We start from the raw sequence: 15,004 nt of genomic DNA on the forward strand, positions 1-15,004 counted from the left end.
GGAGTACGCCGCCATGACCAGCCCCGTCGTCGCGATCGCCCACCACTCCGGCTTCGGCCACACCGCCGTACTCGCCGAGGCCGTCCGCGCCGGCGCCGCCGACGCGGGTGCCACCGTCCACCTGATCAACGTCGGCGAGATCACCGAGGCCGAGTGGGAGCTGCTCGACGCCGCCGACGCGATCGTCTTCGGCTCACCCACCTACATGGGCACCGCGTCGGGCGCCTTCCACGTCTTCGCGGAGGCCACGTCCAAGCGCTGGGCCGGGCGGGACTGGCAGGACAAGCTGGCCGCCGGATTTACCAACTCCGGTTCCAAGAGCGGCGACAAGCTGCACACCCTGCAGTACTTCCAGACGCTCGCCGCGCAGCACGGGATGCACTGGGTGAACCTCGGACTGCTCCCCGGCTGGAGCTCCACCACCGGATCCGAGAACGACCTCAACCGCCTCGGCTTCTTCTCCGGAGCGGCCGCTCAGACCAACTCCGACGAGGGCCCGGAAGGCGTCCACAAGGCGGACGTCGCCACGGCGGAACACCTGGGCCGCCGGGTCACGGAGGCGGCCCGCACCTTCATCGCGGGGCGCGCCGCGGTCGCGGCCTGAGCCGGGGGCCTCGGTACGGGCGCGGACCCGGGCGCCCCGACCGGTCGGTCAGAAGCCGAAGTCCTGCGTCCACCAGGGGCCGCCGGAGCCGAAGTGCACGCCGACGCCGATGGTGCGGTAGTCGCAGTTGAGGATGTTGGCGCGGTGGCCCTCGCTGTTCATCCAGGCGTCCATCACCGACTGGGCGTCGGCCTGGCCGCGGGCGATGTTCTCGCCGCCGAGGTCGGAGATGCCCGCCTTCTCGGCGCGATCCCACGGTGTCGCGCCGTCCGGGTCGGTGTGGTCGAAGAAGTCCCGCTCGGCCATGTCCTCGCTGAACCGCCCGGCCAGCGCCGCCAGCTTGCCGTCCGCCTGGAGCGGCCGGCACCCCGCCTTCGCCCGCTCCTGGTTGACCAGGGTGAGCACCTCGGCCTCCGCCGCGCTCTCGGCGGACGGCGACTGCGCGCTCGGCGCGGGAGCCTTGGCCTTCTCCTCCGGCGTACGCGAGGGGGCCGGCGTCTTCTTCTTGTCGGCGTCGGGCCGCGGCGTTTCCGCCTCCGGCTTCTCGGCGGGCTGCCGCGGCGTCTTCGACGGCTTCGGGTCGGCCTTGGAGGGAGTGGGCGAGGGAGCCTCGGGCCGTCCGGTGCCACGGCTGGGCGCGGACGCCTCGCCGCGGTCGGCGCTGCCGTCCGTCCCGCCCTGGGTGTCGACCGCGGACGGGGAGCCCGCCGAGCGCACCTTGCCGGGCTCGCTGTCGCCCAGCTGGTAGCTGTCACTGCCGGGCAGTACGCCGGAGGCGACCGCGACGGCGCCCATGGCGACGGCGGCGGAGATGCCGAGCAGGCCCGTGCGGACCGGGGTGGCGACCCGGCCCTTGCGGCGGTGCGACACCGTCCCCGGCTGGTTCTCAGGGGTGGCGGCGGCCCGCCCAGCGCCGGAGCGTCGGTGGCGTCCCATCTCCTGGCCTTTCGTCCTTATGATCAACGTGACTCGCCCATACGGGTGAGGCTCATCGTGTCCGGACTGTACGCGATGGCGTATGGGGGCGAAGTGCCTCCAGAGCAATTGGCCGGTTAGCGTGCACCCATGAACGAAGACGTACGACTCACCGCCTGGGTGCGCGGACGCGTGCAGGCCGTGGGTTTCCGCTGGTTCACGCGGGCCAAGGCCCTGGAGATCGGCGGCCTGAGTGGTTTTGCTCTCAATTTGGAGGACGGCCGCGTACAAGTCGTCGCCGAGGGGCCCCGAGCCGGCTGTCAAACACTGCTCGAATGGCTTCGCGAGGGCGACACACCCGGGCGGGTCGACGGGGTCACAGAGATCTGGGACACACCGCGTGGCATATACGAGAGCTTCGCCATTCGCTGACCCTGACCCGGGCGGACGCGTCCCGAGGGGGTTCGCGTCGGCCCCGCGGGGGTGTCGCGGGCAGTTGCCTGAGGCAGAAAAGACCTGGTGGTTGCCAAGAAGAGCTTGTCGTGGCAGGCTCCCAGGACAAGGATGATCTCCACGCCCCCAGGGCCCCGACGGAGTAGCAGCGCCGCCCCTTCCGAGGCCGCGCGCCCCCGGGCCGCCCGCCAATACGGGGCGTGATCGTGTTGACCGTCAAACTTTTTGGTGAGACTCTGGAAGCCCCGCGCACCTTAGCTGTTTGGCATGTGAGAACGGCCAGCAAGACCAGCAAGTAACAACGAGTGCCAAGCACCGCGGGTGCGATTCCCTCACGACCCACACCGCTTCGGTCGGTCACTCAGTGTGGAGGACCATCCATCATGGCAAAGGCGCTTCTCGGTTACGTCGGCGGCAGCGACCCGCGACTCCTCGCCGAGATGCGACGGCTCCAGCAGCGCGTCCAGGACCTGGAATCCGAGCTCGTCAGGATCCAGGCCGAGAACGACTCGCTCGCGGCTGCCGCTTCTCACGAATCGCTCCTGGAGAGCATCGACGTACCCCAGGCGGAGCCTGTGCTCACCTGACCACTGCTTGATCAGTTGTTTTGATCAGTCATTACAGGGCGCCTTCCAGCAAAGGCGTCTCGTAAGCAACAAGTGGTCGGGCTGTCCGTGTCAGCCGCTTGTCTCCAGATCTGCAAGGGACGCTTCGGCGTCCCTTCTTTCTTGTCCGCGTACGCTGCTTTCTTTACGTCTGATGTGCCCTGCACCTTCATGGGTGAAACGGTCAGTGAAAGGTAGAGTCCGACGGCGTGCATCTCAAGGCCCTGACCCTGCGCGGTTTCAAGTCCTTCGCGTCGGCCACGACGCTGAAGTTCGAGCCGGGTATCACCTGCGTCGTCGGACCGAACGGTTCCGGCAAGTCCAATGTCGTGGACGCGCTGAGCTGGGTGATGGGCGAGCAGGGCGCCAAATCGCTGCGCGGCGGCAAGATGGAGGACGTCATCTTCGCCGGCACCACCGGCCGCCCGCCGCTCGGCAGGGCCGAGGTGTCGCTCACCATCGACAACTCCGACGGCGCGCTCCCCATCGAGTACGCCGAGGTCACCATCACGCGGATCATGTTCCGCAACGGCGGCAGCGAGTACCAGATCAACGGCGACACCTGCCGGCTGCTCGACATCCAGGAACTGCTCTCCGACTCCGGCATCGGCCGCGAGATGCACGTCATCGTCGGACAGGGCCAGCTCGACGGGGTGCTGCACGCCGACCCGATGGGGCGGCGCGCGTTCATCGAGGAGGCCGCCGGCGTCCTCAAGCACCGCAAGCGCAAAGAGAAGGCGCTGCGCAAGCTCGACGCCATGCAGGCCAACCTCGCCCGCGTACAGGACCTCACCGACGAGCTGCGGCGCCAGCTGAAACCTCTCGGCAGACAGGCCGCCGTGGCGCGCAGGGCCGCCGTCATCCAGGCCGACCTGCGTGACGCCCGGCTGCGGCTGCTCGCCGACGATCTCGTACGGCTGCGCGAGGCGCTCAATGCCGAGGTCGCCGACGAGGCAGCGCTCAAGCAGCGCAAGGAGAGCGCCGAGGCCGAGCTGCGGGCCGCCCTGCAACGGGAGGCGCAGCTGGAGGACGAGGTGCGGCGCCTCACGCCGCGGCTGCGGAGCGCCCAGCAGACCTGGTACGAGCTGTCGCAGCTGGCCGAGCGGGTGCGCGGCACCGTGTCGCTGGCCGACGCCCGGGTCAAGAGCGCCACCGCGGCGCCGCCCGAGGAGCGGCGCGGGCGCGACCCCGAGGACATGGAGCGCGAGGCCGCCCGGATCAGGGAGCAGGAGGCCGAGCTGACGGCCGCGCTCGAAGCGGCCGAGCACGCGCTCGACGACACCGTCTCCCACCGGGCCGACCTCGAAAGGGAGTTGGCGGTCGAGGAGCGCAGGCTCAAGGACGTGGCGCGGGCCATCGCCGACCGCCGCGAGGGGCTCGCGCGGCTCGGCGGACAGGTCAACGCGGCGCGTTCACGGGCCGCGTCCGCGCAGGCCGAGATCGACCGGCTGGCCGTCGCGCGCGACGAGGCCGCCGAGCGCGCGGTCGCCGCACAGGAGGAGTACGAGCAGCTCAAGGCCGAGGTCGACGGGCTCGACGCGGACGACGCGGAGCTCGGCGAGCGGCACGACGCGGCGAAGCAGGGCCTCGCCGACGCGGAGGCGGCGCTCACCGCGGCGCGGGAGGCGGCGACCGCGGCGGAGCGCAAGCGGGCCGCCGTGGCCGCCCGCCACGAGGCGCTCGCGCTCGGCCTGCGCCGCAAGGACGGCACGGGGGCGCTGCTCACCGCGCGCGAACAACTGGCGGGGCTGCTCGGCCCGGCCGCCGAACTGCTCACCGTGGCACCGGGGTTCGAGGTGCCGGTCGCCGCCGCGCTCGGCGCGGGTGCCGACGCGATCGCGGTGAACGGCCCGGCCACCGCGGCCGAGGCCATCCGCCTGCTGCGCAAGCAGGACGCGGGGCGCGCCGCGCTGCTCCTCGCCGACGCCCCCGACGAGGGCGTACGGCAGGAGCGCCCCGACGGGCCGCCGTACGTCGCCGATCTGGTGCGCGGGCCCGACGACCTGATGCCCGCCGTGCGCCGGCTGCTGCGCGGGATCGTCGCCGTCGGGACCCTTGAGGACGCCGAGGACCTCGTCTACGCGCATCCGGAGCTGACCGCGGTCACCGCCGAGGGCGATCTGCTCGGCGCGCACTTCGCGCACGGCGGTTCCGCGGGCGCGCCGAGCCTGCTCGAAGTCCAGGCCTCCGTCGACGAGGCGGCCGCCGAGCTGGAACAACTCGCCGCGCAGTGCGAGGAGTTGGCGGAGGTCCAGCGGGCCGCCACCGAGCGCAAGGGGGAGTGCGCGCGGCTCGTCGAGGAGCTGGGGGAGCGACGCAGGGCCGCCGACCGCGAGAAGTCGTCGGTCGCACAGCAGCTCGGCCGGCTCGCCGGGCAGGCGCGGGGCGCCGCGGGCGAGGCGGAGCGCGGCACGGCCGCGGCCGCCAAGGCGCAGGACGCCCTTGACCGCGCGGTCGAGGAGGCCGAGGAGCTGGCCGAACGCCTCGCCGTGGCCGAGGAGGCACCGGCCGACGAGGAGCCGGACACCTCGGTGCGCGACCGGCTCGCCGCCGACGGTGCCAACGCGCGCCAGACCGAGATGGAGGCCAGGCTCCAGGCGCGTACGCACGAGGAGCGGGTGAAGGGGCTCGCGGGCCGCGCCGACTCCCTCGACCGGGCCGCGCGCGCCGAACGTGAGGCACGCGCGCGTGCCGAACAGCGCAAGGCGCGGCTTCGCCACGAGGCGGCCGTCGCCGAGGCCGTCGCGTCCGGCGGGCGTCAGCTGCTCGCCCACGTCGAGGTCTCCCTCGTACGGGCGCAGGAGGAGCGCGCGGCCGCCGAGCGCGCCAAGGAGGTGCGCGAGCGCGAGCTGGCCGCCGAGCGCGTCCAGGGTCGCGACCTCAAGGCCGAACTCGACAAGCTGACGGATTCGGTCCACCGCGGCGAGGTACTCGGTGCCGAGAAGCGGCTGCGGATCGAGCAGCTGGAGGGCAAGGCGCTGGAGGAACTCGGTGTGGAACCGGCGGGACTGGTGGCCGACTACGGACCTGATCAGCTGGTGCCGCCCTCGCCCCCCGCCGAGGGCGAGGAGCTGCCCGACGACCCGGAGCACCCGCGGAACAGGCCGGTGCCGTTCGTCCGCGGCGAGCAGGAGAAGCGGCTCAAGTCAGCCGAACGGGCGTACCAGCAGCTCGGAAAGGTGAACCCGCTGGCCCTTGAGGAGTTCGCGGCGCTTGAGGAGCGTCATCAGTTCCTGAGCGAGCAGCTCGAAGACCTGAAGAAGACCCGTGCCGACCTCCTCCAGGTGGTGAAGGAGGTCGACGAGCGCGTCGAGCAGGTCTTCACCGAGGCGTACCGCGACACGGCCAGGGAGTTCGAGGGCGTCTTCTCGCGGCTCTTCCCCGGCGGCGAGGGGCGGCTGATCCTGACCGACCCCGACAACATGCTCGCCACCGGCGTCGACGTCGAGGCGCGGCCGCCGGGAAAGAAGGTCAAGCGGCTCTCGCTGCTCTCCGGCGGTGAGCGTTCGCTGACGGCGGTGGCGCTGCTCGTCTCGATCTTCAAGGCACGGCCGAGCCCGTTCTACGTGATGGACGAGGTCGAGGCGGCGCTCGACGACACCAATCTGCAGCGGCTCATCCGCATCATGCAGGAGCTCCAGGAAGCCTCCCAGCTCATCGTGATCACGCACCAGAAGCGCACGATGGAGGTCGCGGACGCGTTGTACGGCGTCTCGATGCAGGGGGACGGCGTCTCCAAGGTGATCAGCCAGCGGCTGCGCTAGGGCCCTTCGGGCGGTCGTCGGCGGCTGTTCCCGGGGGCATGGCACTCCGACTTCAACTGTTCAAGACTTGAACGTACGTAGCCTCACGGTGCCTATAAGTTCACAGCAGCCCACCTATTGACTTCGAAACTTGAAGGCATAGTCTCTGCAACGTTGCTTTTACCTTCAGGTGGTGGGCGGCGTGAAGTTGTGCGCCACTTGAAGAGCTCGCCCCCACCCCCGGCAACGCTGCCGGTGGCCCGAGGAGTACACGTGACCACATCGCAGGCGCCTCAGTCCGGAGCCAGAGAGGCCCAGCCGGACCATCTCGGCCATGTCATCTTCATTACGGCGGCCGCCGCGATGGGCGGCTTCCTCTTCGGCTACGACAGTTCGGTGATCAACGGCGCGACCGTCGCCATCCAGCACCGCTTCGACGTCGACGCCAACATGCTCGGGTGGATCATCGCCACCGCGCTGCTCGGCTGCGCCGTCGGTGCCGCGATCGCCGGCCGCATCGCCGACCGCATCGGCCGCATCCGCTGCATGCAGATCGCCGCCGTGCTCTTCGCCGCGAGCGCCATCGGTTCGGCGCTGCCCTTCGCGGCCTGGGACCTGACGGTGTGGCGCCTCATCGGCGGCATCGGCATCGGCATGGCGTCCGTGATCGGCCCGGCCTACATCGCCGAGGTCGCGCCGCCCGCCTACCGCGGCCGGCTCGCCTCGTTCCAGCAGGCCGCCATCGTCATCGGCATCGCCGTCTCCCAGCTGGTCAACTGGGGCATCCTGAACATGGCGGACGGCGACCAGCGCGGCAAGCTGATGGGCCTGGAGGCCTGGCAGTGGATGCTCGGCGTCATGGTCGTCCCGGCCCTGCTCTACGGCCTGCTGTCCTTCATCATCCCCGAGTCGCCGCGCTTCCTGATCTCGGTCGGCCGTGGCACCGAGGCCAAGAAGGTGCTCGGCGAGGTCGAGGGCACCGACATCGACCTGGACGCGCGCGTCGCCGAGATCGAGACGGGCCTGCACCGCGAGCACAAGCCCTCCTTCAAGGATCTGCTCGGCAAGGTCGGCTTCCTGCCGATCGTGTGGATCGGCATCGGGCTCTCGGTCTTCCAGCAGCTCGTCGGCATCAACGTGATCTTCTACTACTCGAACCAGCTGTGGCAGTCCATCGGCAAGGACCCCTCCAGCTCGTTCCTGTACTCGTTCGAGACGTCGATCGTGAACATCGTCGGTACGGTCATCGCGATGATCTTCGTCGACCGGATCGGCCGCAAGCCGCTCGCGATCATCGGTTCCGCGGGCATGGCGGTGGCCCTGTTCACCATGGCCTGGGCGTTCTCGTACCGGACCGGATCCGGTGACAGCGTCTCGCTGCCCAACGCGCAGGGCCTGACCGCGATCATCGCCGCCAACGCCTTCGTGCTCTTCTTCGCCCTCTCCTGGGGCGTGGTGGTCTGGGTGCTGCTCGGCGAGATCTTCCCCAACCGGATCCGCGCGGCGGCGCTCGGTGTGGCCGCGTCCGCCCAGTGGCTCGCCAACTTCGCGATCACCAAGACCTTCCCGAGCATGTCCGAGTGGTCGCTGACCGGCTCGTACATCATCTACGGCGCCTTCGCCGCCGTCTCGATCCCCTTCGTCATGAGGTTCGTCAAGGAGACGAAGGGCAAGGCCCTGGAGGAGATGGGCTAACCCCCCGCTGCCCCCTCCTCTTCAGGAAGCTGCCCCGGCCGCAGGACAGGTCACTTGTCCTTCAGCCGGGGCAGTACGTTTTCGCAGAAGTGGTGCAGGCTGCGCCAGCCCTCGTCGACGGGCATGCCGCCCGAGAGCGGGTGCAGGATCAGGCTGCCGGTCTCGCCCTTCGCGTACGTCACGCACTCCTCGGGCGTCAGGATCCGGTAGACGCCCTCGGCGCGCAGCTCCTCGACCGTGGTGGCCGCCGACTTCACCGCCGAGTGGATGTCCTCGTTCTGCCAGGAGGCGTAGGTGCGCGCCTCGTGCAGGAAGTGCTTGCCGTGCTCGGCCCAGGCCCGGTCGGGGTCGTCGGCGATGTGCAGCAGCGGGGTCTCGGCGGCGGGCATCATCGTCCAGCCCTCGGTGCCGTGCTCCGCGAGCTGTTCGTTGTAGTACGCCTCGAGGTCGGGCAGGTGCGCGCTCGGGAAGAACGGCAGGCCGAGCCGGGCCGCACGCCGCGCCGCCGCCTTCGAGGAGCCGCCGACCAGGAGCATCGGGTGGGGCTGGGTGAAGGGGCGCGGGGTGATGCGCACGGTGCGGTCGCGGTAGGTGAAGGGCTCGCCCGTCCAGGCCGCGAGGAGCGTCTCCAGGAGCTCGTCCTGGAGCTTGCCGCGCCGCTTCCACTCGACGCCCGACTGCTCGTACTCCTCGGGCCGGTAGCCGATCCCCGCCACGGTGACGAGCCGGCCGCCGCTGAGCAGGTCGAGCACGGCGATGTCCTCGGCGAGCCGCAGCGGATCGTGCAGCGGGCCGATGATCGCGGAGACCGTCACCGCGATGCGCCGGGTCGCGCCGAAGACGGCGCCCGCGAAGGCGAAGGGGGAGGGCAGCCAGTTGTTCTCGGCGCCGTGGTGTTCCTCGGTCTGGATCGTGGAGATGCCGCGGTCGTCCGCGTACGCGGCCATCTCCAGGGCGGCCTGGTAGCGCTCGTTCAGCGAGGCGGGCGTCGCCGCGGGATCGACGAGATTGAAGCGTACGACTGTGACGGGCATGGAGACGTCCCCCTTCACCGAGCATGGGCGGGCGAAGGGGGACGCTAGTTGACGCCACATCAGATGGGTAGCCTCGTACGGAAGTTGGACGCCGCCGTACGCGATTTGGCGCGGATGGGCCGACCGGAGGGTCAGGTCTTCGTGGTCACGGTCAGGTCTTCGTGGTCACGGTCAGGCGGAGACCAGCTCGGTCTCGCCCTCGCCCTTGCCGTCCGTGGCCGCCGCGCCCTGCTCGACGAGCGGGGTCTTCGGCAGGACCGCGTACAGCACGGCGGCGATGACGATCGTGGCCAGCCAGCCGAGGCCGTGGCGGCCGATCCAGGACGTGGCGAGCGGACCGCTGAACCAGTCGACCTTGGTGAAGGCCAGGCCCACCACCAGGGCGATCGCCCACGCCGTCATCGCCTGCCAGGCGAAGCCCGCCTTGTACCAGTAGGCGCTGGTGCGCTTGGTGTCCATCAGGGCCTCGCCGTCGTACGTCTTGCGGCGCAGCATGTCGATGCCGAAGACGCCGATCCAGGCGGAGAAGGCGACCGCGAGCAGGGTGAGGAAGGAGATGAACGAGCCCATGAAGCTCGTCGCCACGTTCATCAGGATGTAGCCGAAGATCAGGCTGATGACGGCGTTGACGCTCACCGCCCAGGCGCGCGGGACCTTGATGCCGAGCGTCATCGCGGTGAAGCCCGCGGAGTACATCGACATCGAGTTGATCAGCAGCATGCCGATCAGCGCCATCAGCAGGTACGGCACCGCGATCCACATCGGGAGCAACTCGCCGAGGAAGGAGACCGGGTCCTGCGCCGAGGACAGCTTCGGGTCGGAGACGGCCATGACCGCGCCCATCAGGACCATCGGGACGACGACGATGCCCGCGCCGCCGATGGCGTGGCCGACGAGCGGCTTGTTCGACGCGGTGCGCGGCAGGTAGCGGGTGAAGTCGGGGCCCGTGGGCACCCAGCTGATGCCGCCCGCGGCGATCGTGCCGACGCCCGCGACCATCATCGCGGTGGAGCCCGCGGGCTTGTCGAAGACGGCCGACCAGTCGGTCTCGGCGAGGAGGTAGACCAGCACGAGCACGCTGAACGCGCCGAAGGCGTACGTCGACCAGGTGCTGCAGATGTGCAGGATCTTGCGGCCGAGGCCACTGATCAGGAACGTGCAGGCGACGAAGGCGACCAGGGTGACGACGGTCAGCCAGGTGCTCGACTCCACGCCGAAGCAGATGTTCAGGACCGTGAGGATCGCGTACGCGCCCGTGACCGCGTTGATCGTCTCCCAGCCCCAGCGGGCGACCCAGATCAGCGCACCGGGGAAGAGGTTGCCGCGCTGGCCGAAGACCGCGCGCGAGAGCGTCATGCCCGGCGAGCCGCCGCGCTTGCCCGCGATGGAGATCAGGCCGACCATGCCGTAGCTCAGCAGCGGCGAGACGAGCGCGACGACCAGGACCTGCCAGAAGTTCAGGCCGTTGGACACGATCAGGCCCGCGCCCATGGTGAGCAGCAGGACACTGATGTTGGCCGCGACCCAGGTGGGGAACAACTCGCGGGTCTTGCCCGTGCGCTCGGCGTCCGGGACGGGTTCAAGGCCGCGCGTCTCGAGGGCGCCTTCGGATTCGGCGGTGGTGCTCATGGGGGTGGGTCCGTGCCTCTCGCTCGGCTCGCAACGTCGCGATCCGTCGGTGGGGTTGATCGCGATGGACTCTACGCGCGTTGATGCGGCGAGCTCCATCGTACTTTAGTCCGAGTAAAGCCCTCTCGGGGCATATGTTCTTTGGAGGAAAACACAATCTGGGCCTCAGTCGGGGCCATGGCCGATACTGGGTGGGTTATGGAAATCGTCATCCTTGCTGTAGTCATCGCCGTGGTCGTGATCGGCGCGCTCGGCGGGCTCGTGATCGGCAGCCGCAAGAAGAAGCAGCTGCCCCCGCAGGCCCCGTCCAGCACGCCCACCATCACCGCCCCTTCCGCCGAACCTCAGGTCGGCGAGGAGGCCGAGACGCCGCGCGACGAACCGCGCCGCACGATCGAGGAGGTGGAACTCCCGCTCGTCGAGCCCTCGGCATCCGCCCCGGTCGTCGAGGAGCCGGTCGCCGAAGAGCCGGCCGCGCCGGAGATCGAGACCCCCGAGCCCACCGCCGGACGTCTGGTCCGGCTGCGCGCCCGGCTCTCCCGCTCGCAGAACGCGCTCGGCAAGGGGCTGCTCACGCTGCTGTCCCGCGAGCACCTCGACGAGGGCACCTGGGAGGAGATCGAGGACACCCTCCTCACCGCCGACGTCGGCGTCGCCCCCACCCAGGAGCTCGTGGAGCGCCTGCGCGAGCGGGTGCGCGTGCTCGGCACCCGTACGCCGGACGAGCTGCGCACGCTGCTGCGCGAGGAACTCGTCAAGCTCCTCGGTACGGCCGAGGGCACCGACTTCGACCGCACCGTGAAGACCGAGTCGGGCCTGGAGACCCCCGGCATCGTGATGGTCGTCGGCGTCAACGGCACCGGCAAGACCACCACCACCGGCAAGCTAGCGCGCGTGCTCGTCGCCGACGGCAGGTCCGTGGTCCTCGGCGCCGCCGACACCTTCCGCGCGGCCGCCGCCGACCAGCTGCAGACCTGGGGCGAGCGCGTCGGCGCCCGCACGGTCCGCGGTCCCGAGGGCGGCGACCCGGCGTCGATCGCCTTCGACGCGGTCAAGGAGGGCATCGCGGACGGCGCGGACGTCGTCCTCATCGACACCGCGGGCCGGCTGCACACCAAGACCGGTCTGATGGACGAGCTCGGCAAGGTCAAGCGCGTCGTCGAGAAGCACGCCCCGCTGGACGAGGTGCTGCTGGTGCTCGACGCCACGACCGGGCAGAACGGCCTGGTGCAGGCGCGGGTCTTCGCCGAGGTCGTCGACATCACCGGCATCGTCCTGACCAAGCTCGACGGCACCGCCAAGGGCGGCATCGTCGTCGCGGTCCAGCGCGAACTGGGCGTCCCGGTCAAGCTCGTGGGCCTCGGCGAGGGCGCGGACGACCTGGCGCCGTTCGAGCCCGAGGCGTTCGTGGACGCGCTCATCGGCGACTAATCGGCGACTAGGCGATCCGCCGGTGCTCGCGTCGGACGTGAGCTCGCGGCGCGCGTGACAGGGCCCCCTCGCATGGTGCAGATGCGAGGGGGCCCTGCCGTCTCCGTGGATCGGGTGCGGCGTGGATCGGGGGCGGCGGCTTACGCGGGGGAGCGGTGCGCCACGTACGCCAGGGTGCCCAGGAGCAGCCGTGCCTGCGGCGGTTTCGTCGCCGTGTCGAGCGCGGGCGGGCGCAGCCAGCGGACCGGACCGAGACCGCCGCGGTCGGACGGCGGGGCCGTGATGTGGTCGCCGGGGCCCAGGCCGTGCAGGTCGAGCGCCGCGTCGTCCCAGCCCATGCGGTAGAGCAGCTGGGGGAGTTCGGTGGCGGCGCCCGGCGCGACGAAGAACTGCGCCCTGCCGTCCGGCGTGACCGCCACGGGCCCCAGGGGAAGTCCCATCCGCTCCAGCCGCACGAGCGCCCGCCGCCCGGCGGTCTCCGCCACCTCGATCGCGTCGAACGCGTGGCCCACCGGCAGCAGCACCGAGGCGCCGGGGAACTGGGCCCAGGCGTCCGCCACTTCGTCGAGCGTGGCCCCCGCGGGGACCTCGGGGGCGAAGTCGAGCGGGTGGGCGCCGGGGGCCGCGCAGCCGGCGGCGCCGCACGAGCAGGCGCCGTCCAGCGCACGGGCGCCGGGCACCGCGCTCCATCCCCACAGGCCGGTGTACTCCGCGACCGTGGTGCAGTCCGACGCGCGAGCGCGCCGCCGTGATCCGGTCCGGGGCCGGTCGGTTCCCCGGGTGCCGCCGATCGTGAAGCCCATGCCCCCTCCAACGGGTCGAGCGTGTCGTGGTTACGTGACGGAATCGGATCGTGACCCTCTGTTCCCGCGACGGCGCCCGGTGGCCTCACGGGTGGTGCGCCCGGTGTCATGCGCCCCGGCGCACTCCGCTCCGCCCACTTTCTGTCGTCCCATGTCAAGTGAATCGCTTGTAGCGGCAAGGGAGTTCATTCGAAGGGGTGGCGAATGGTGGCGTTTCCGCGATCGCCCTCGCCGGAGGGGTGATCGTAGGATTACTTTCAGTGCACGACCCCGGGAGTTCGAGCACCCGTGGGTATGCCGGAGGCAAGTCGGTTTCCTGTTCGATGGGTGACATTCACCGGACGGACGGCCGCAAGTAGCGGCATTCTGTTAGGGCTTGGCGTGGACGATGCGCGGCCGGTGGGCAGCACACAGGCATGGACAGCGCGACAGCACACAGAAGTCTTGAAGGATGGGGGCGTTCCAGTGGGCGGCAATGGCGGAGGCGGTATGAACGCTGAGAAGCGCCCCAATGAGATGCTCACTTCCTGGTTCGTGCGCAGCGGCTGGTCCAAGGGCGAGCTGGCGCGCCAAGTGAACCGCAGAGCGCGCCAGTTGGGCGCGCATCACATCTCCACGGACACCTCACGAGTACGCCGCTGGCTCGACGGCGAGAATCCGCGCGAGCCGATTCCCCGCATCCTTTCCGAGCTGTTCTCCGAGCGCTTCGGCTGCGTCGTGGCGGTCGAGGACCTCGGACTCCGCGCCCCGCACCGCACGCCCGCCTCCTCCGGCGTCGACCTGCCCTGGACGGGCCCGCAGACCGTCGCGCTCATCAGCGAGTTCTCGCGCAGCGACCTGATGCTGGCCCGCCGGGGCTTCCTCGGCACCTCGCTCGCCCTCTCCGCGGGCCCGGCCCTCATCGAGCCCATGCAGCGCTGGCTGGTGCCCACCCCCTCGGCCTCCGCGGCACCGCCCGAGGAGCCCGAGCCCACCGCGCCGCGCCGCCCGGCCCGGCTCTCCAAGCCCGAACTCGACCTGCTCGAATCCACCACGGTGATGTTCCGCCAGTGGGACGCCCAATGCGGGGGAGGGCTCCGGCGCAAGGCCGTCGTCGGTCAGCTGCACGAAGTGACGGACCTGTTGCAGGAGCCCCAGCCCGAGTCCACCTCGCGCCGCCTGTTCAAGGTCGCGGGCGAACTGGCCGAACTGGCCGGCTGGATGAGCTACGACGTGGGCCTTCAGCCCACCGCCCAGAAGTACTTCGTCCTCGCCCTGCACGCCGCCAAGGAAGCGGGCGAGAAGCCCCTCGGTTCGTACATCCTCTCCAGCATGAGCCGCCAGATGATCCACCTCGGGCGGCCCGACGACGCCCTGGAACTCATCCACCTCGCGCAGTACGGCAGCCGCGACTGCGCGAGCCCGCGCACCCAGGCGATGCTGTATGCGATGGAGGCCCGCGCCTACGCCAGCATGGGCCAGCCCGGCAAGTGCAAGCGGGCCGTGCGGATGGCCGAGGACACCTTCGCCGACGCCTTCGACTTCGACGAGCCCGAGCCGGACTGGATCCGCTTCTTCTCCGAGGCCGAGCTGAACGGGGAGAACGCCCACTCGTACCGCGACCTGGCCTACGTGGCGGGCCGCAGCCCCACGTACGCCTCGCTCGCCGAGCCCGTCATGGACCGCGCCGTCGAGCTCTTCGGGAAGGACCTCGAACACCAGCGGTCGTACGCCCTGAACCTCATCGGCAAAGCCACCGTCCACCTGCTCCAGCGCGAGCCCGAGCAGAGCACCGTCCTCGCGGGCCAGGCGCTCGACATCGCCAAGAAGGTCCGCTCGGAGCGGGTGAACACCCGGCTGCGCAAGACCGTCGACACGGCCGTGCGGGACTTCGGAGACGTCGCCGAGGTCCTGGAGATCACCGAGCGGCTCGCCATCGAGATGCCGGAGACCGCGGAGGCGGTCTGACACCGGTACGACCGGCTCCGGCCGCGGCAGGACCATCCCGAACAGCCCGACTCGGCTCCCCCACGCCAGGTCAGTCGGATGGCCGCCGCGGCCGGTTTTCATGTCGTGCGCGGAGGAGGAAAGCGCACCCCCCCGCGACCCGGCA

The 15,004-nt window shown here is 70.6% G+C and carries 11 protein-coding genes; 7 read left to right on the forward strand and 4 right to left on the reverse strand.

Features of this window, described 5'->3' with window-relative positions:
- The first annotated feature begins 13 nt into the window (after positions 1-13).
- Positions 14-604: a flavodoxin family protein gene (locus tag ACIO9J_RS10285; protein WP_401995458.1), complete on the forward strand. Its 591-nt coding sequence runs from the start codon at positions 14-16 to the stop codon at positions 602-604.
- Between the two features lie 48 nt (positions 605-652).
- Here ACIO9J_RS10285 and ACIO9J_RS10290 read toward each other — a convergent pair whose 3' ends face one another.
- Positions 653-1,540, reverse strand: a complete 888-nt coding sequence (locus ACIO9J_RS10290; RefSeq protein ID WP_401995461.1) for a CAP domain-containing protein — start codon at positions 1,538-1,540, stop codon at positions 653-655.
- Positions 1,541-1,669: 129 nt separating this feature from the next.
- On the opposite strand from ACIO9J_RS10290, the gene ACIO9J_RS10295 reads away from it, so the two are divergent.
- The 4 genes from ACIO9J_RS10295 to ACIO9J_RS10310 all read left to right on the forward strand — a co-directional run bounded on the left by ACIO9J_RS10295 (position 1,670) and on the right by ACIO9J_RS10310 (position 8,015).
- Positions 1,670-1,951 carry an acylphosphatase gene (locus tag ACIO9J_RS10295; RefSeq protein WP_401995464.1) on the forward strand — a complete coding sequence of 94 codons (282 nt, stop codon included), beginning with the start codon at positions 1,670-1,672 and terminating at the stop codon, positions 1,949-1,951.
- Positions 1,952-2,355: 404 nt separating this feature from the next.
- On the forward strand, positions 2,356-2,559 hold the full coding sequence (locus ACIO9J_RS10300; protein WP_401995467.1) for a hypothetical protein: 204 nt from the start codon (positions 2,356-2,358) through the stop codon (positions 2,557-2,559).
- 227 nt (positions 2,560-2,786) lie between these two features.
- Positions 2,787-6,341: a chromosome segregation protein SMC gene (smc, locus tag ACIO9J_RS10305; protein ID WP_401995470.1), complete on the forward strand. Its 3,555-nt coding sequence runs from the start codon at positions 2,787-2,789 to the stop codon at positions 6,339-6,341.
- 252 nt (positions 6,342-6,593) lie between these two features.
- The gene (locus ACIO9J_RS10310) at positions 6,594-8,015 is read left to right on the forward strand and encodes a sugar porter family MFS transporter (RefSeq protein ID WP_401995473.1); all 1,422 of its coding nucleotides are present in this window, start codon (positions 6,594-6,596) and stop codon (positions 8,013-8,015) included.
- 50 nt (positions 8,016-8,065) lie between these two features.
- On the opposite strand, the gene ACIO9J_RS10315 is transcribed toward ACIO9J_RS10310, so the two are convergent.
- Both ACIO9J_RS10315 and ACIO9J_RS10320 read right to left on the reverse strand, forming a co-directional pair.
- Complete coding sequence (locus ACIO9J_RS10315; RefSeq protein WP_401995476.1) at positions 8,066-9,049, reverse strand: LLM class flavin-dependent oxidoreductase; 984 nt, start codon at positions 9,047-9,049, stop codon at positions 8,066-8,068.
- Positions 9,050-9,220: 171 nt separating this feature from the next.
- Complete coding sequence (locus tag ACIO9J_RS10320; RefSeq protein WP_401995479.1) at positions 9,221-10,678, reverse strand: purine-cytosine permease family protein; 1,458 nt, start codon at positions 10,676-10,678, stop codon at positions 9,221-9,223.
- Between the two features lie 198 nt (positions 10,679-10,876).
- Here ACIO9J_RS10320 and ftsY point away from each other — a divergent pair, with 198 nt between their 5' ends.
- A complete protein-coding gene (gene ftsY, locus ACIO9J_RS10325; RefSeq protein WP_401995482.1) occupies positions 10,877-12,109 on the forward strand; it encodes a signal recognition particle-docking protein FtsY in 1,233 nt (410 codons plus the stop codon).
- A gap of 140 nt (positions 12,110-12,249) precedes the next feature.
- Here ftsY and ACIO9J_RS10330 read toward each other — a convergent pair whose 3' ends face one another.
- Positions 12,250-12,912 carry a bifunctional DNA primase/polymerase gene (locus tag ACIO9J_RS10330; RefSeq protein WP_401995485.1) on the reverse strand — a complete coding sequence of 221 codons (663 nt, stop codon included), beginning with the start codon at positions 12,910-12,912 and terminating at the stop codon, positions 12,250-12,252.
- Positions 12,913-13,377: 465 nt separating this feature from the next.
- Between ACIO9J_RS10330 and ACIO9J_RS10335 the strand changes: the two genes are divergently transcribed.
- On the forward strand, positions 13,378-14,859 hold the full coding sequence (locus ACIO9J_RS10335; RefSeq protein WP_401995488.1) for a hypothetical protein: 1,482 nt from the start codon (positions 13,378-13,380) through the stop codon (positions 14,857-14,859).
- Positions 14,860-15,004 lie beyond the last annotated feature (145 nt).

Origin of the sequence: Streptomyces sp. NPDC087300 (assembly GCF_044744425.1) — a bacterium.
In the GTDB taxonomy this organism is placed as follows: Bacteria; Actinomycetota; Actinomycetes; order Streptomycetales; family Streptomycetaceae; genus Streptomyces.